Source organism: Cohnella cholangitidis (assembly GCF_014107495.1).
GTDB lineage: Bacteria > Bacillota > Bacilli > Paenibacillales > Paenibacillaceae > Cohnella > Cohnella cholangitidis.
In genome coordinates this window covers 6,161,625-6,177,452 of record NZ_CP041969.1, presented here as the reverse complement: position 1 = coordinate 6,177,452, position 15,828 = coordinate 6,161,625, and the positions used below count along the sequence as shown (strand labels likewise).

The 15,828-nt window shown below is 51.4% G+C and carries 18 protein-coding genes and 1 pseudogene; 4 read left to right on the top strand and 15 right to left on the bottom strand.

Annotation, left to right across the window (positions count from 1 at the left end):
- Positions 1–211 precede the first annotated feature (211 nt).
- Positions 212–883 carry an MOSC domain-containing protein gene (locus FPL14_RS28365; RefSeq protein WP_182304203.1) on the bottom strand — a complete coding sequence of 224 codons (672 nt, stop codon included), beginning with the start codon at positions 881–883 and terminating at the stop codon, positions 212–214.
- 126 nt (positions 884–1,009) lie between these two features.
- Between FPL14_RS28365 and FPL14_RS28360 the strand changes: the two genes are divergently transcribed.
- Positions 1,010–1,147, top strand: coding sequence for a DUF6254 family protein (locus FPL14_RS28360; protein ID WP_182300866.1), 138 nt, complete (start codon positions 1,010–1,012; stop codon positions 1,145–1,147).
- An 89-nt stretch (positions 1,148–1,236) separates the two neighbouring features.
- Here the strand turns inward: FPL14_RS28360 and FPL14_RS28355 are convergent, their stop codons facing one another.
- Complete coding sequence (locus tag FPL14_RS28355) at positions 1,237–1,965, bottom strand: phosphonate ABC transporter ATP-binding protein (RefSeq protein ID WP_182300865.1); 729 nt, start codon at positions 1,963–1,965, stop codon at positions 1,237–1,239.
- A 135-nt stretch (positions 1,966–2,100) separates the two neighbouring features.
- Between FPL14_RS28355 and FPL14_RS28350 the strand changes: the two genes are divergently transcribed.
- A complete protein-coding gene (locus FPL14_RS28350; protein WP_182300864.1) occupies positions 2,101–2,331 on the top strand; it encodes a hypothetical protein in 231 nt (76 codons plus the stop codon).
- Between the two features lie 59 nt (positions 2,332–2,390).
- Here the strand turns inward: FPL14_RS28350 and FPL14_RS30435 are convergent, their stop codons facing one another.
- Entirely contained in the window at positions 2,391–2,522 is a 132-nt protein-coding gene (locus tag FPL14_RS30435; protein ID WP_267875394.1) for a hypothetical protein, read from the bottom strand.
- A gap of 201 nt (positions 2,523–2,723) precedes the next feature.
- On the opposite strand from FPL14_RS30435, the gene FPL14_RS28345 reads away from it, so the two are divergent.
- Positions 2,724–3,476 (top strand): HAD family hydrolase, encoded by a 753-nt coding sequence (locus FPL14_RS28345; protein WP_182300863.1) that lies wholly within the window; start codon positions 2,724–2,726, stop codon positions 3,474–3,476.
- Positions 3,477–3,538: 62 nt separating this feature from the next.
- On the opposite strand, the gene FPL14_RS28340 is transcribed toward FPL14_RS28345, so the two are convergent.
- From FPL14_RS28340 to pdhA, 10 genes and pseudogenes are all read right to left on the bottom strand, one after another.
- Positions 3,539–4,618 (bottom strand): hypothetical protein, encoded by a 1,080-nt coding sequence (locus FPL14_RS28340; RefSeq protein ID WP_182300862.1) that lies wholly within the window; start codon positions 4,616–4,618, stop codon positions 3,539–3,541.
- Positions 4,619–4,739: 121 nt separating this feature from the next.
- On the bottom strand, positions 4,740–5,066 hold the full coding sequence (locus tag FPL14_RS28335) for a hypothetical protein (protein ID WP_182300861.1): 327 nt from the start codon (positions 5,064–5,066) through the stop codon (positions 4,740–4,742).
- Between the two features lie 78 nt (positions 5,067–5,144).
- Positions 5,145–6,633, bottom strand: a pseudogene (locus tag FPL14_RS28330) (glutamate synthase subunit beta).
- Positions 6,634–6,758: 125 nt separating this feature from the next.
- Entirely contained in the window at positions 6,759–7,250 is a 492-nt protein-coding gene (locus FPL14_RS28325; protein ID WP_182300860.1) for a dihydrofolate reductase, read from the bottom strand.
- 146 nt (positions 7,251–7,396) lie between these two features.
- Positions 7,397–8,191, bottom strand: a complete 795-nt coding sequence (gene thyA, locus FPL14_RS28320; protein ID WP_182300859.1) for a thymidylate synthase — start codon at positions 8,189–8,191, stop codon at positions 7,397–7,399.
- Between the two features lie 54 nt (positions 8,192–8,245).
- Positions 8,246–8,737, bottom strand: coding sequence for an acyl-CoA thioesterase (locus tag FPL14_RS28315; protein ID WP_182300858.1), 492 nt, complete (start codon positions 8,735–8,737; stop codon positions 8,246–8,248).
- Between the two features lie 149 nt (positions 8,738–8,886).
- On the bottom strand, positions 8,887–10,308 hold the full coding sequence (gene lpdA, locus FPL14_RS28310) for a dihydrolipoyl dehydrogenase (protein ID WP_182300857.1): 1,422 nt from the start codon (positions 10,306–10,308) through the stop codon (positions 8,887–8,889).
- A gap of 3 nt (positions 10,309–10,311) precedes the next feature.
- The gene (locus FPL14_RS28305; protein ID WP_182300856.1) at positions 10,312–11,643 is read right to left on the bottom strand and encodes a dihydrolipoamide acetyltransferase family protein; all 1,332 of its coding nucleotides are present in this window, start codon (positions 11,641–11,643) and stop codon (positions 10,312–10,314) included.
- Between the two features lie 16 nt (positions 11,644–11,659).
- Positions 11,660–12,637, bottom strand: a complete 978-nt coding sequence (locus FPL14_RS28300; protein WP_182300855.1) for an alpha-ketoacid dehydrogenase subunit beta — start codon at positions 12,635–12,637, stop codon at positions 11,660–11,662.
- 75 nt (positions 12,638–12,712) lie between these two features.
- Entirely contained in the window at positions 12,713–13,816 is a 1,104-nt protein-coding gene (gene pdhA, locus FPL14_RS28295) for a pyruvate dehydrogenase (acetyl-transferring) E1 component subunit alpha (RefSeq protein ID WP_182300854.1), read from the bottom strand.
- 245 nt (positions 13,817–14,061) lie between these two features.
- On the opposite strand from pdhA, the gene FPL14_RS28290 reads away from it, so the two are divergent.
- The gene (locus tag FPL14_RS28290; protein ID WP_182300853.1) at positions 14,062–14,814 is read left to right on the top strand and encodes an alpha/beta hydrolase; all 753 of its coding nucleotides are present in this window, start codon (positions 14,062–14,064) and stop codon (positions 14,812–14,814) included.
- Positions 14,815–14,821: 7 nt separating this feature from the next.
- On the opposite strand, the gene FPL14_RS28285 is transcribed toward FPL14_RS28290, so the two are convergent.
- Both FPL14_RS28285 and FPL14_RS28280 read right to left on the bottom strand, forming a co-directional pair.
- Positions 14,822–15,358, bottom strand: a complete 537-nt coding sequence (locus FPL14_RS28285; protein ID WP_182300852.1) for a hypothetical protein — start codon at positions 15,356–15,358, stop codon at positions 14,822–14,824.
- Positions 15,348–15,827: a low molecular weight protein-tyrosine-phosphatase gene (locus FPL14_RS28280; protein ID WP_182300851.1), complete on the bottom strand. Its 480-nt coding sequence runs from the start codon at positions 15,825–15,827 to the stop codon at positions 15,348–15,350. The genes FPL14_RS28285 and FPL14_RS28280 overlap by 11 nt, the downstream gene beginning before the upstream one ends.
- Between the last annotated feature and the right edge of the window lies 1 nt (position 15,828).

The following is a 15,828-nucleotide window of genomic DNA, read 5'->3' as shown; positions in this document are numbered from 1 at the left end:
CCAAGGGCGAAGGCATTGCTTGTAGTTGTCTCGGTTTATCGAATGATTTTACGCAAAAAAAAACAATGCCCTCTAAGTTTGAAGGCTCATCGATTATCTCTTCATTAATGTGAAATATGCAAAAAGCGGAGTACCCCAAACAGGCACTCCGCAGGTAGGTTAGATCCCTCCTTTCGAAATAAAAAAAGCAGCCCTTCGGCTGCCCTTCACGTTACTTTTCCATATTTGCCCGCTCAAGCCGTTCCAATCTCTTGCTCAATGAATTTACCCAGCTCGCCGATAATTCCGGCACGGCAAGCAGACGGCGTATGCCTTCAACGTCTTCCTTGTCCTTATGCATAACCCTGTTTGCTTCGGCCACCGTAATCCGGCTCGAGTGAGTTCGCACTAGCTTCAAATCGTCGCCGCCCCTCACTTCGCCGGTCTCAAGCACGCGATAATAAAATCCGGTTGCGCCGCTATTCGTCACGAGCAAGGGCAGTTCATCCAATCCCCACTTCATCGCCAGCTTCCAGCAAGGTTGTCGAGGTTGGCTAATTTGCACGATCGCGGAACCGACTTGATAAATATCCCCGATGTGAACCTGTTGTTCCTCCATGCTTCCCACCGTGAAATTCTCTCCGAACGCGCCGTAGGATAACGAACGATGAAGGACGGCTTCCCAATGCGCATAATGGTCATGGCTATATACGCATATCGCTTTGTCGGCTCCGCCGTGGTTCACGAGATCCGCCTGCTCGTCGCCGGTAAACCCTAGCTCGGTAAGCGTTACGACATGATCGACTTTACTTTTGCCGATTGCCGATTGGGCTTCTTTTCCTTTGTACGTGCTGGTTTGAACTTTCCCGATATTAAGTGACAACAGCGGGTATGCTGGCACGATTTCATTCTCTCCCATACGATTAACCGATCTCCTTCAGAGCACTTTCAGCGATTCGTGTATAAGCTACAAAGGCAAACGCCACGATAACTCATGTAACACCAACGACCATACGAAAGGTGGAATCGCATGCCTACTTCCAAACGCCGCAGAGAAAGCACCTGGAAAAGCCGTAAGCAGAACCAGCAACCTCACGGCAAAATCACTTCTTTACACGATCTGGCGAATGGAGCAAGCCCGGAAGGCAAATCCGATCCGACTTCGTAGGTTATCTTCGCAAGCTCCAAGAACTGCCGTCTAGTCGCCTTCCGCTACGCGACCAGCTAGCGAACGATGCGATATTAGGCGGCAGCCTCTTAAGTCAAACGAAGCTTCTCGGATGCGGTTAGTCTCCTGCCTCTAATGTTAATGACTAATCTTCCGTCTTGCATCCCCCATATCTCATCGGCGAATTTCTCGGCCAATTCAACGCGGTGCAAAGCGGCAACGATCGTAGTCCCACGCTCATGACAAAGCTTCTTTAACGTTCTCATCATCTCTTCGGACGAGTGCGGATCCAAGCCCGACACGGGCTCGTCCGCCAGCACAAGCTTCGCTCCGTGAACGAGAGCGCGCGCGATCGCTATCCGTTGGCGCTCTCCCCCGCTCATCTTTTCCACCGTTTGCTGCGCGCGATCCATTAAACCGACTTGCTCGAGCATGTCCATTGCGCCCATATGTACGTCGCTCTTCACGATTCCCGTAACCCTGCGCCATAACGGCGTCTGCTCCGATGCTCCGATAAGAACGTTCTTAAGCGCCGTTTTTTTCTCGTACAGGAGCGGTTTCTGTTCCAGGTATGCGATCTGTCTGCGAAACCGCATTTTGGCTACGAAGCCGGCTTCCATCAAATCCTTGCCTTCGACCTTATACTCGCCGGACGTCCATACTTCCTTAAGCGCTAGCGCCTTGAGCAACGCGGATTTGCCGCTGCCGCTAGATCCGACGACGGCGATGAACGTCCCCGGTTCCAAACGTGTATTTACATGGTCTAAAATCGTCTTCCCGTCGGGAATTTTACGTGTTAATCCTGAAATTACGATCATAGATGCCCTATCCCTTCAATCCGATATAAATCTAGTGTAAGTCATTATGTCATCGCTTGCCATACGAACAAATGTTTGGTATAATCAAAACAAGAACATACGTTCTAAATTATGTTTCCATAGGTGGGATAATGGATGGTGAACTGTGAACATCTCCGTTACTTGGAACCTCCCAGAGGGTCCAAACCGTCTCGAGACTTAACTTTCAAATTTTACGACGACGGGAAGCTCGTCATCATTGATAACGACACAGGGAATACAATGAGCCCCCGCGAGTTAAGCGGGGGCAGCTACGACTTCTATGTTCGTCAACGCATTCGATTGATTAAGCGCAACCTCGCGGAGAAGATCGTCAAATATGCGTGAAGCGCCCCAAGCTTGCCTAAGTAGCCGTCTTCGGTAGAAGCGGGAATGCTTGCCTTAAATTAAGGCAGATTTTTATTGATCCCGTTTAAGCTAGGCGGGTAACGCGTCATTTTGGAAACTTGTATTTCGTGCTCTTTGTCTTTAGCCTTCAAGTTGTTCCGTTGCTCGAGCTGACTTTTGCCTTTAGTCATGAAGTTTCACCTCCCACCCTTCGTCGTTCGAAGGGTTTCTTTGTAGTTTTCCTCTTTCCTCGCATTTACAAACGTTATTTCAACCGCCATAATAAAAAATGTATACGAAAATTGGACGAAGCTGCCGACACGATAACCATGATCGGAGGATATTCTGATTAAGGTCGGATTTCGCATTAGAGTTAGGAGCACAGCAAGCCTATGAGCCAAAAAATCATGTTTGACCTTGACGATACGCTTGTCTATTGCAACAAGTATTTTCATTTTATCCTTGATCAATTCGCCGATGAAATGACCACCTGGTATGGTCCGTTGGGAATTTCCCGTGCCGACATCGCTGCCAAACAAACGGAAATCGACATTGCCGGCGTCCATGTTCTCGGCTTCAAGAGCGAACATTTCCCGCAATCGTTTATCGATACGTACCGGTATTACCAGAACATAACCGGCCGGGCTTCCTCCCCGCTGGAAGAAGATAAACTGTGGAAACTCGGGAACAGCGTCTACGAGCTAGAAGTCGAACCGTACCCTAACATGGAGGAAACGTTGGAATCGCTGGCAAACAGCGGGCACGAGCTTCATCTCTATACCGGGGGCGACACCCTTATCCAATATCGGAAAATCGAAAGCATGAACCTGGAACGCTATTTCCAAGACCGTATCTATGTGCGTCAGCATAAAAATACCGAAGCGTTGGAGCAAATTTTATCCGAAGGCCGCTTTGATCGGACTACGACGTGGATGATCGGCAATTCGGTCCGAACCGATGTGTTGCCTGCCCTGCATTGCGGGATTAACGCCGTCTATTTGAAGCAGGAAGCGGAATGGACTTACAACGTCATTCCGATCGACGCCACGCCAAGCGGAGCCTTGTTAACTTTAACGTCGCTGCCGGAAGTACCGCCGGCCATACATGGATATTTGAACGAAAACAGGGCTAAGTTATCCCGTTAACTCAGATTCGTAACAGAACAAAGCCGGACGAACCGCACATAGTGCAGTCGTCCGGCTTTTGTTTAACGAGATGGCGGCAAACTGTTTAATTTATCGAATATTTTCCTGACTCCGTCCGACCATAACGGATCCTCCGCATACGTCTTGTTAAACCATTCGAACGGATCGTGCCCTTCAGGCCGGCTCTTGGCGAGCTTAACAATCAATCGGGATGCGATACCCGCCGAGTTATGGATATCCGTATTGTACTCCATCCAGCTATGTCCGACGTTAAACGGATTGTTGGCTATAAGTTTGGCGTCTTTGCTAGTCTTCGGCACAAAGCCTTGTTCTTGCCCCGTTATCGCGAATAACAGATGGGGATGAATATCATATTCCCGAGCATTATCTATGATTGCGCTGAAATAGGGTTCCTTCTCCAACATGGACTCCCTGCTTCTTAGGTAAGCTTTCAACGTGTCAACGTCGATCTCCGTGAATCGCAGCCGTTCAGGCATCCCCATATCCGGCAACACGACCGGCGGACTTGCCACGACGGGCGGTTCAGCAGCCATCTCGGAGACCGAGGATTCAGGTTTATTAAGCCATATAGTAGTACCGATCGCACTTACGATGACGACTCCGAGCAAAGTCAACGTTAAGACGGCTGAAGTTTTGCTCCGGAATAGCTTGAATAAATCCAATCCCTGTTCCGATAGCTCGCCCGGCTGCGCGTCCTGTTCCATATCGACCGACAAATCTTGAACGATAGCCAGCGTAGAAGGTTTCCTTCGAACCAACCTGGAAGCTAATTGTTCCGCGTTCCATCGACCGGGCGATCGTTCATTCGTCCATTGAAGAATCGGTTCTAGCAAATGCTCTCGAAACGTCATCTCGTCCGTGTGAAGCTCAGCGCATAAATCCAATACGTCATCCGGCTTAACGTCTCTCTGCTCTCCGACAAGGCAACGAAAAATCAGTCGATCGACCATCTCGTTCTTCATCGCTTCGGGTACGTCAGGCAGGCGTTGCTGCAGCGTCCGGCGAATCGCGTCGGCCACGATCTCCGCCCTGCGTTTGCCAGGAAGAGGCGCATACTTCGTATGGACATACCGCCGGATCGTATTGATATCCGTCGGCGAAAGCACGACTGCGCGATCCATATCTACGCCTCCCCCATCGCCTAATGACTGTCTCACCAGTGTACCATAGAGGAAAGATTTGGGGGAAGCCTGTCCATCGAACCATTACGTTCCGTCTTCCGAACAAATATCCGATTAAACGCTAAGACTCGACTGTCGAAACGGCTTTAAGGATAGCGTTTCTGACTTCATCGGTCCTGATGAATGCGTTAATCTGTTCCTGCTCCCATTCCGTTAGCTGATATTCGCAATCCATGCCTTCATCAAGAGTGACCAATTGAATCGGATGGCCGTTGTGCGTGCATATCGCCATGATCGAGAAGTCGATCAGATCCGCCGGAAGCGGCGTTTCTTCCTTTAACTCAGGGCTGAGAAAGACGTCGACCCATTGGCCGTCCCTTCTCTCTGCTTCATAACGAAAGCTTGCGAACTTTAGTTCGCTCCACTGTTCGTCGCCATATCTAATCATCTGCAGTTCTCCTTCCCTATTCGGCAAAAGAGGCCGTCCCCGACTATCGGAACGACCTCTCCTGCTCTTACCCGGTCATCATGGGAGCTGCGTGCTTCCCATCAAGAATTTATCGACTTCGCGCGCGCTTCGCGGCCTTCGTTGATCGCCCAGACGATCAAGCTTTGACCTCGTCTCATATCGCCAGCCGCGAACACTTTATCCACGTTCGTCTTGTATTTGCCGTAAGCGGCTTTAACATTCGTGCGACGATCCGTTTCCAGCTCCAGTTGATCGATGATCGTCCGTTCCGGCCCTTCGAAGCCAACGGCAACAAGGACGAGATCGGCAGGCCATACTTTCTCGGTGCCCGGAATTTCTTCGTAGATTTTGCGCCCCTGCTCGTCCACGTAACGGCGAATTTGTACCGTGTGGAGTTCTTTCACGTTGCCGTTCTCGTCGCCGACGAATTTCTTCGTCAACACGGAGAATGCTCGCGGATCTTCGCCGTACAACGCCTTCGCTTCTTCATGAGCGTAATCCAGCGTGTAGACGTTCGGATACTCCGGCCACGGATTATTGGCAGCATCGCGCTCAAGTGGCGCTTTAGCGTGCGTACCGAATTGCGTAACGCTTGCGCAACCGTGGCGCAACGCGGTAGCGACGCAGTCCGTACCCGTGTCGCCGCCGCCGATGACGATGACGTTTTTATTTTGTCCGGAGATGTACGTCCCTTCTTGCAGACCGTTATCCAGATAGCTCTTGATCGTGCTGTTCAAATAATCCATCGCTTGGTAGATGCCTTTAAGCCCATGGCCCTCGACGTTGCCGATCGGACGCGCTTTGGTCGCTCCGCCGCACAAGACGACCGCGTCGTATTGTTTAAGCAGCTCTTGCGAAGAAATGTCTTTGCCGATTTCCGTATTGACGACGAATTCGATTCCTTCGTCAGCCAGCAAATCGACGCGGCGTTGCACGATGTTTTTCTCTAGTTTCATGGAAGGAATACCGTAAGTCAACAATCCGCCAACGCGATCAGCTCTCTCGTATACGGTAACGGTGTGTCCGGCTTTGTTTAGTTGAGCTGCGGTAGCAAGGCCTGCGGGACCCGAACCGACGACTGCAACTTTCTTGCCCGTACGATGCTTAGGAGGCTGCGGTACGACCCAGCCTTCCTCGAAAGCACGGTCGATGATCGCTTGTTCGATCGTCTTGATCGTAACGGGATCGCCGATCAGCCCTACCGTGCAAGAGCCCTCGCAAGGCGCCGGGCAGACGCGTCCGGTAAACTCGGGAAAATTATTCGTCTTGTTCAGTCGCTCGTAAGCTTCTCTCCACAGCCCGCGATAGATGAGACTGTTCCATTCCGGAATCAGGTTGTTTACCGGACAACCGGAGACGCTGCCTCCGATTTCCATGCCCGTATGACAATATGGGGTTCCGCAATCCATGCAGCGCGCCCTTGCGTGCGAAGCTGTTCTTCGGAGAACATCCGGTGGAATTCATTCCAATCCTTGATGCGCTCTAGCGGATCGCGGTCGCTAGGCAGTTCGCGTTTATATTCCATAAATCCCGTAGGCGTCGACATCTTCTTTTCCTCCATCTGTCGTTTTTCTTCGCTTGTTCGCGTATATAACAATTGATTGTTGATGATAGATCATCCTAACAAATGAACCCTGTTGTCAGAATAGATTATCCGTAATATTGTTTGTACTATTTCGTCACTGCGCGTTCATAAACGCAAAATGCGTAAGGAAGTTGGTTTTTGTCGTCTTGGATGCCTTCCTCGCGCGAGACCAGCTTCCACACCCGTTTGTCGAAGCTGGGAAAATAAGCATCCCCCTCGAATGCTTGCCCGATCTCCGTTAATTGCAGCCGATCCGCGACATCAAGCATTTGCGCGTAAATATCCGCTCCGCCAATAACCATTAAATCAACGTCGTTATACTTGGCGAGCGCTTCCGGTATCGTTGCAACCAGCTCGCAGCCTTCAGGCGCTTCCTTTAGCGTACGCGACAATATGACGTTTGTCCGATCCTTCAATGGTTTTCCCAGAGACTCGAAAGTTTTGCGGCCCATCAAAACCGGTTTCCCGATCGTATGCTTTATAAAATATTTCATATCGGCAGGCAATCGCCAAGGCAATTCGTTATTCGTTCCTATGACTCCATTGGACGCGACGGCGGCAATTAATGTAACAGTCATCGTAGCATTCCTTTACAATAAAGTGTTGTTATTTGCAGATTTAAATATTATATCATACCGACATGTCACTGCCTACCCGAGCCTCGACACAAAAAACGCTTCCCCCGACCTAATCTGACGAGGGAAGCGAGCTATTCGACATGATTTTATACGGCTACCGTTGCTTTGATTGACGGATGGTGCTCATAGCCGGCAAACTCGAAATCTTCAAACTTATAATCGAAAATAGAGTCGGGTTTACGCAAGATGTTCAGCTTCGGCAAAGGCAGCGGATCGCGCGTCAACTGCAGCTTCACTTGCTCCAGATGGTTGCTGTAAATATGGACGTCGCCTCCGGACCAGATGAACTCTCCGACTTCGAGATCGCATTGCTGGGCGATCATGTGCGTCAGTAAAGCGTAGGAAGCAATGTTAAACGGCAAGCCAAGGAACGTATCGACGGAGCGCATCGTAAGCATGCATGACAACTTACCTCCCGCAACGTAGAACTGGAATACGAAATGACATGGCGGAAGCTTCATCTCGTCGATGACGGCTACGTTCCATGCGCTTACGAGGTGCCTGCGGGAATCCGGATTTTTCTTGATCGCGTCGACGACTTGCTGAATCTGATCGATCGTTCGGCCGTCCGTCGTCTCCCAAGCACGCCATTGCGACCCATATACGGGACCCAGATCGCCGTTCTCGTCGGCCCATTCGTCCCATATTCTGACCCCATGCTCTTTCAGGTAATGAATATTCGTATCGCCTCGTAAGAACCATAGAAGCTCATGAACGACCGATTTTAGATGGATTCGTTTCGTCGTGACGAGCGGAAACCCTTTGGACAGATCGTAACGAAGCTGTCTGCCGAATACCGATAAAGTTCCTGTGCCCGTACGATCTTCTTTTTTCACTCCGTTATCCAACACTTCTTGAAGCAAATCTAAATAATTGCGCAAGATGAACACACCTCAACGTAGCTTGTTTTGTTGCTTATTGTACCACTCCGCTCGCTACTCTGTCGATGAAAAGCGCTGGGAACGCCTTTTCTTGCGCAGATCGTATCGCTCGGAGGCGCTGTCGAACAGCTTCCGTTCGGCGTCGTTCTCCGGTATGACCAGCGGAACCGCGACCGGCTTTCCGTTCTCGTCAACCGCGACGAACGTTGAAAAAGCGGTACATGTTACCCTTCGGTCGCCGGTGAACAGATTCTCCGCCCGTACGACCACGTACACTTCCATGGAGGTGCGGTTCGTCGATGTGACGAACGCCTCCAGCTCGACCGCCTCCCCCATCCGAATCGGCGCCAAGAAATCGAGGCTGTCCGTAGAAGCCGTTACGACCGGTTTGCCGCAATGTCTCATCGCGGAGATCGCGGAAATCTTGTCGATATATTTCATCAGCGTGCCGCCGAACATCGTACCGTGATGGTTCGTATCGGTCGGAAAGACGAGCTCAGTCATGATCGATCGGGATCGGCTCATCGGCCTTGCGTCTTCTGTCATAGGTTGTCGCTCCTTTATAATCCCTGCTCTACTGCAATATATTCTTCAAACCCGCGCCGATGAATCGTTATTTAAGGATATAAAATAAACCTTTATGAAGGCTGTCACGATATGCCGTGAGCCTTCATAAAGGTTATTGTTCGTACGGATTAAGATTTCGGAGCTAATGTATGGATCGGGTGACCCATAGCAAGTTCAGCCGCGTCCATCGTAATTTCCGCTAATGTCGGATGCGCATGGATCGTAAGCGCGATATCCTCGATCGTTGCGCCCATCTCGATCGCCAGTCCAAGCTCTGCGATCATGTTGGACGCTTCAACGCCGGCGATTTGAGCGCCGAGCACGAGGCCCGTATCCACGTCGTGAACGATTTTCAGGAAGCCGTCTGCTCCGTTCAGCGTAACCGCACGGCCATTACCGCCGAACGGGAATTTGCTGGACTTCGCTTTGTGGCCTTTTTCCTTCGCTTCCTTCTCCGTGTAGCCTACGCTTGCGCATTCCGGATCGGAGAACGCTACGGCTGGAATACATTTATAATCGACTTTCGAAGGCAATCCGGCAATCGCTTCCGCCGCGACTTTCGCTTCATAAGAAGCTTTGTGCGCCAGAGCCGCGCCCGGAACGATGTCTCCGATCGCGAAGATGTGCTTGATGTTCGTACGGCATTGATCGTCTACTTCGATCAAACCGCGCTCGCCGACTTTAACGCCGATAAGATCAAGCCCAAGCTCTCCGTCCGTATTCGGACGGCGGCCAACGGTAACGAGCAAGTAGTCGGCCGTAACCGACTTTTGCTCTCCGCCTACCTCGTAAGTAACGGTAACGTCTTTATCGGTTTGCTCTGCGCCTTTGGCCAAAGCTCCGTTAACGATGTCTACGTTAGCTTTCTTAAGCTTCTTAACGACTAATTGGCTCATGTCTTTGTCGAAGCCCGGAAGAATCGTATCCGCGCCTTCGAGCACGGTTACTTTCGTTCCGAATTTGGAATACATTTGGCCAAGCTCGATACCGATATAACCGCCGCCGATGACAATGAGGCTCTTCGGCAATTCCGGCAAGCTGAGCGCTTCCGTCGAGGACAGAATGCGTCCGCCGAACGGGAACGGCTTCAACTCGATCGGACGGGATCCGGTCGCGATAATGCAGTTTTTGAAACGGTAGCGCGGAGCTTCCTGATCATTGAACAAGCGGGCTTCGTTTTCGTTGATGAACATAACTTCGCCGTTAAACATTTCCACTTTGTTCGCTTTCAGCAGCATTTCCACTCCGCCCGTCATTTTGTTGACGACGGACGTTTTGTACTCTTGTACTTTACCGAAATCCACGCCTACCTTCTCTGCCGATAAACCGTAATCCGATGCATGCAGCATCGACTCGTAATGATGAGCGGAGTTAATAAGCGCTTTGGAAGGAATACAACCTACGTTCAAGCAGACGCCGCCGAATTTGGCTTTGTCCGCGATAATGACTTTTTGTCCCAATTGAGCGGCACGGATTGCGGCTACGTAACCGCCAGGTCCCGCACCTACTACTAACAAGTCGATGTCTAGAGAAGCGTCTCCTACGACCATGGATTACACCTCCATAACGAGCAACTCAGGATCGCTGAGAAGCTGCTTAATGTAGTTCATGAAGTTTTGCGCCGTAGCGCCGTCGATGATGCGGTGGTCAAAGCTTAGAGACAATGCCATGACGGGAGCGGCAACGATTTCGCCGTTCTTGACGACGGCTTTCTCGGTAATGCGGCCCGTTCCCAAGATCGCAACCTCAGGGAAGTTAATAACCGGAGTAAAGAACATGCCTCCAGCTGAGCCGATATTCGTGATCGAGATCGTGCTGCCTTTCAGTTCGCCCGCCGTCAATTTGCCGTCGCGTCCGCGAGTCGCGAGATCGCGAATCTCGTTCGCAACGGACCAGACGTTCTTGCGATCCGCGTCGAAGATGACCGGAACGATCAAACCGTTATCGGTGTCGGTTGCGATACCGATATTGTAGTATTTCTTATAGACGATTTCGTTAGCCGCTTCGTCGATCGTTGCGTTCATGACCGGGAATTCGCGGCAAGCCGCCACGAGCGCCTTGACGATGAACGGCAAGTAAGTAAGCTTAACGCCTTTCTTCTCGGCGATCGGCTTAGCTCTGTTGCGCAGAGCGACAAGGCCGGAAACGTCTACTTCATCCATCAATGTAACGTGCGGTGCAGTGTAAACAGATTTAACCATTGCGTTAGCAATCGCTTTGCGGATTCCTTTGAACGGAACGCGCTCTTCGACGCCAGGTCCGCTTACGGACACAGCTGCTTTCGGTGCAGCTGCGCTTGCAGGTGCCGCCGATTCGGATGCCGTTGCCGCTTGAGTTGCTTTCGGTGCGCCGCCGGATGCGAATCCTAGTACGTCGTCGCGGGTAATGCGGCCGTTCTTGCCGCTGCCGGACACTTCGGAGATCGCAACGCCTTTCTCGCGAGCAAGCTTGCGCACGCTCGGCGTAGCCAGCACGATTCCGCCGGAAGCCGGTTTAGCCGCTTCGGTCGCAGCCGGAGCTGGCGCCGCTTCAACGGCAGGCTGTTGAGCCGGTTGGCCTTGCGTGTCCGCGCCGCCGGTCGCGCTGTTGCCGCTGGCAGCCGGAGCGTGATCTTCGGCCGCGGGACCTTGATCCGGCACGTCGCCTTCCGCTTCGATAATGGCAACGACTTCGCCGACGTGCATAACCTGTCCGTCTTTGGCGCGCACTTCTACGACTTTCCCGTTAACCGGACAAGGAACTTCCACGATTGCTTTATCGTTCTGTACTTCCATAATAATATCTTCGTCTGTTACCGTCTGTCCCGGTGCGATGTGCATTTTGACGATTTCGCCTTCATGCAGCCCCTCGCCGAGCTCCGGGAACCGATATTCGAATCTAGTCACACGGAAACCTCCTCAATTAGAACTGAAGAACCTGATTTGCGGTTTTCACGATACGCGCGATCGAAGGCAACCATGCATCCTCGATTTGCGCGAACGGATACACGGTATCAGGACCTGCGCAACGAAGCACCGGCGCTTCCAAGTGCAGAATAGCTTTTTCGTTGATTTGGGCGATAATTTCCGCAGCGGCTCCGGAAGTTTTCTGAGCTTCCTGAACGACGATAGCCCGGTTTGTTTTTTGAATCGACGCTACGATGGTGTCGATATCAAGCGGAAGCAGTGTACGCAAGTCGATGACTTCGGCGGAAACGCCGTTTTTCTCGAGCTCTTCCGCGGCTTTCAGAGAAGTGTGCACCATTAACCCGTAAGTAAGGATGGTAACGTCTTTACCTTCGCGAACGACTTTCGCTTTACCGATCGGTACCGTGTACTCTCCTTCAGGGACTTCGTCGCGGAACGCATGGTACAAGTTCAAGTGCTCCATGAAAAATACGGGATCGTTATCGCGAATAGCCGAGATCATAAGGCCTTTGGCATCGTATGGATTAGATGGAATGACGACTTTGATTCCCGGAGTTTGGATCGCCAAACCTTCCAGGGAATCCGTATGCAGTTCAGCAGCTTTAACGCCGCCGCCGAACGGAGTACGGAATACGATCGGAGAATGGTAACGTCCGCCGGAACGGTAACGCATCCGAGCCGCTTGTACGAACATTTGATCCAATGCTTCATAGATAAAGCCTACGAACTGAATTTCGGCAATCGGACGGAAACCTTGCGTTCCCAGACCGACCGCGAGACCGCCGATCGCGGATTCCGCAAGCGGCGTATCGAATACGCGAGTTTCGCCGAATTCCCCTTGCAAGCCTTCCGTCGCGCGAAACACGCCGCCGACTTTACCTACGTCTTCGCCAAAAAGAATAACGTTAGGGTCGCGCTTCAGCTCAACGCGCATTGCGTCGCGAATCGCTTCTTTCATATTCATTTGAGCCATGCTGTTAAACTCTCCTCGCCAAGAACGATCTGGTGCGTTAGCGATTGGATATCGCCCGCCAGTCGCCTCGTATGTTTATTGGAAATCGGCTTTTTGCTCTTCAAGATGCGCAGGAGTCGTTTCGAACATCGAATCGATCAATCCCGCTACGGTCATCTTTTCCGTTTGCTCCGCTTTTTTGATATGCTCGTTTACCGCGTTTTTCGCTTCTTCTTTCACGCGAGCCGTATCTTCTTCGGTCCAAAGGCCTTTTTTCTCCAAAAACTTGCCGAAGCGCACTAGCGGATCCTTCAAGCTCCACTCTTGCTCTTCTTCTTTGGTCCGGTATTTGCTGGCGTCATCCGCCATGGAGTGCGGACGGAAACGGTAAGTCAACGCTTCGATCAACGTTGCTCCGCCGCCGTTGCGACCGACCTCGGCAGCTTCTTGTACCGCGGAAATAACAGCCAACACGTCCATGCCGTCGATTTGCTGACCGCGAATACCGGCTGCCAACGCTTTGTGGGCAATCGATTGGGCCGCGGTTTGCTTAGCGAACGGAGTCGTAATCGCGTAGCCGTTGTTTTGTACGAAATAGATAACCGGCAGATTAAACGAACCGGCGAAGTTCATGCCCTCGTAGAAATCGCCTTCGGAAGAACCGCCGTCACCCGTATAAGTGATAGCGACGCGTTTCTCGCCTTTGAGCTTGAAGCCCATCGCGATACCGGTTGCGTGCAAAATTTGCGCGCCGATAATAATTTGAGGCATCAATACGTTAACGCCCTCGGGAATTTGCCCGCCGTGCTGATGACCGCGGGAATATAAGAATGCTTGATACAGCGGCAATCCATGCCATACCAATTGCGGCATATCGCGATAACCCGGACAAATGAAATCTTCCTTCGTCAGCGCGTATTCGCTTCCGACCATTGTCGCTTCTTGTCCGGAGACCGGAGCGTAGAAGCCGAGACGGCCTTGGCGGCCAAGATTAACCGCGCGATCATCCCATGTGCGCGTGAATACCATGCGGTACATGATTTCTTTCAGTTGATCGTCGGAAAGCTTAGGCATGCGTTCCGGGTTGACGACCTCGCCTTCCGGAGACAATACTTGCAATGGCGTTACATTTTCGGACCTAACTTCGTGCGATTGCGCGCCGATCTTCGCGACCGGTGCTTCAGTGGATACTTTGCTCATAAGGTTCACCTCATCTTTAATTGTGGAAGAGGGCTTTCTGTTATAGAATTATTATATCCCTGTTTAAGTGTTTTGGTCAAAGAAAAACTCTAAAAATCCTTTATTTATATAGCTTTTGACCTTTTCATGTTTATATAACAGGAACATAAAATTTGTGCAACAGTGTAATACAATCCGAAGTCTTAAGCCTTCAATTGGTTTACCCATGCCTGTGATTTCCCATACCTAGCAAGGAGGTTTGTCCATTGAGCGACAATCCGTTATTCAAGAGAACGATTCACAAACATGAAGTCCCCAGCGAATTTCTTCCGGAAGGAAACCGCAGTATTCGAGTTTATTTGCCGCCTGGTTTTCAACAATGGATCAGTTATCCTGTCGTTTATTGCCAGGACGGGGAAGAATTTTTTAATTTCGGGCGAATCGCCACCCATTCCCAGAAACTTATTCTAGAAGAAAACTGGGATCCGTTCATTATCGTCGGAGTTGACGTGAATATCGCCCACCGTACGTCGGAATATGCGCCCGACGGCGAACGTTACTCCCTATATACCCGTTTTTTCGCGGAAGAGCTCATCCCTTGGGTAGAATCCCATTATCCGGTTCGCGACGTACCCGACCAAAGAGTATTGATCGGCGACTCGCTCGGGGGCGCGATCTCGTTGTCTCTCGCGCTGACGTATCCTAACCTATTCAATCGGATCATCTCGCTCTCCGGCGCATACTATGGTGTTTACGTAGAGCAGATCGAACGATTTTCTTCATTGGAGAAGCTTAAGCTGTGGATGTTGGTCGGCCTTCAAGAGACGGAATACGCGACGGATCGGGGAACTTTCGATTTCGTTGAGTTGAATAGAAACGCGGTACGCATGTTAGAAGAACGAGGCGCGAAGCTGCGCTATGTAGAAAAAGACGGGGAACACAAATGGGGATTTTGGCAAAACGAGTTGCCAGAGGCGCTAGCCGCATTCTTAGGGCCAACGCCTCTGTTCCGAAATTAGCTTACGACTATTCGAATTCCGTACGAGGAGGAAGATGGTTGTCTATCGCGTCCAATAGCCGCTTCACTTCTTCCTCTCCGTGCGACCCTTGCCGTCGAAAAGCTAACAGTTGCTCGCGAATATAGGCTTCCGTCTCGGCATAGCCTGATTCCTCTTCCGCCGCTCCGCTCGGATCGAACCAGACGAATCCGCCATCGGGGCCATTGCGCAAGTACGCTTTGTTCCACTCGCTCGGATACTCCGTAAGCGGAGCTCCCAGCGCCAAAGCAATAACGTCGTCATGCTCCAACGGAAGCAGATGGTGATATTCTTCTTCCGCGCCTCCTCCCGCCACGTTTATGTGGAACAACGCATAATGCAAATAGTGCTCGCCGGTTTCCTTGTCTTTAATCATCCGATATAGCCGAGCGTCATCTTCTATAAGCGTCTTAACGGGTTCCATTCGGCGAGTAAGTTCATCCTGCGTAACCATTCCGATCTGCTTGAAAGACAGAGGCAGCGGAACAGATGGACCAACGTCCGCGATGTCCGGTTTATCGCTCATCGCTCATCTTCCTTTTCACGTACTCCAACAACTTCTCGCACCCTTCCGACACCAGCTCGTACGTCTCGTCGAAGTTACCCGAATAATAGGGATCCGGAACGTCAGCCATCCCTTTCTCCGGCAATAGCGACAGAAACCGAATGACCTTCGACCGCGACGAACCTCCTAGCCTCTCCACGATATCTCGCTCGTTCTTCGAATCCATCGCCACGATCAAGTCGAAGTCTCCGCCGTCTTGAACGGCAAGTTGTCTGGCTTTCATCCCCTCGTAGGAAATCGAATGGCGATCCAGCAGCTTGCGAGTCCCCTCGTGCGGAGGGCGACCGATATGCCAATCTCCGGTTCCGGCGGAATCGATCGTGATCGCTCCTTCCAGCCCTTCCTTCTCTACCTTATGACGAAACACCGCCTCCGCCATCGGCGAACGGCAAATATTGCCCAGACAAACGAATAGAACGGAATAACTCATG

Coding starts and splice junctions, on each gene's coding strand:
- lpdA (WP_182300857.1), bottom strand. CDS start 10,308: ATGGTCGTAGGAGACGCTTCTCTAGACATCGACTTGTTAGTAGTAGGT.
- FPL14_RS28340 (WP_182300862.1), bottom strand. CDS start 4,618: ATGGATCGCGCAGTCGTGCTTTCGCCGACGGATATCAATACGATCCGG.
- FPL14_RS28280 (WP_182300851.1), bottom strand. CDS start 15,827: ATGAGTTATTCCGTTCTATTCGTTTGTCTGGGCAATATTTGCCGTTCG.
- pdhA (WP_182300854.1), bottom strand. CDS start 13,816: ATGAGCAAAGTATCCACTGAAGCACCGGTCGCGAAGATCGGCGCGCAA.
- FPL14_RS28300 (WP_182300855.1), bottom strand. CDS start 12,637: ATGGCTCAAATGAATATGAAAGAAGCGATTCGCGACGCAATGCGCGTT.
- FPL14_RS28335 (WP_182300861.1), bottom strand. CDS start 5,066: ATGATTAGATATGGCGACGAACAGTGGAGCGAACTAAAGTTCGCAAGC.
- FPL14_RS28285 (WP_182300852.1), bottom strand. CDS start 15,358: ATGAGCGATAAACCGGACATCGCGGACGTTGGTCCATCTGTTCCGCTG.
- FPL14_RS28350 (WP_182300864.1), top strand. CDS start 2,101: ATGGTGAACTGTGAACATCTCCGTTACTTGGAACCTCCCAGAGGGTCC.
- FPL14_RS28355 (WP_182300865.1), bottom strand. CDS start 1,965: ATGATCGTAATTTCAGGATTAACACGTAAAATTCCCGACGGGAAGACG.
- FPL14_RS30435 (WP_267875394.1), bottom strand. CDS start 2,522: ATGACTAAAGGCAAAAGTCAGCTCGAGCAACGGAACAACTTGAAGGCT.
- FPL14_RS28345 (WP_182300863.1), top strand. CDS start 2,724: ATGAGCCAAAAAATCATGTTTGACCTTGACGATACGCTTGTCTATTGC.
- FPL14_RS28325 (WP_182300860.1), bottom strand. CDS start 7,250: ATGACTGTTACATTAATTGCCGCCGTCGCGTCCAATGGAGTCATAGGA.
- FPL14_RS28360 (WP_182300866.1), top strand. CDS start 1,010: ATGCCTACTTCCAAACGCCGCAGAGAAAGCACCTGGAAAAGCCGTAAG.
- FPL14_RS28315 (WP_182300858.1), bottom strand. CDS start 8,737: ATGACAGAAGACGCAAGGCCGATGAGCCGATCCCGATCGATCATGACT.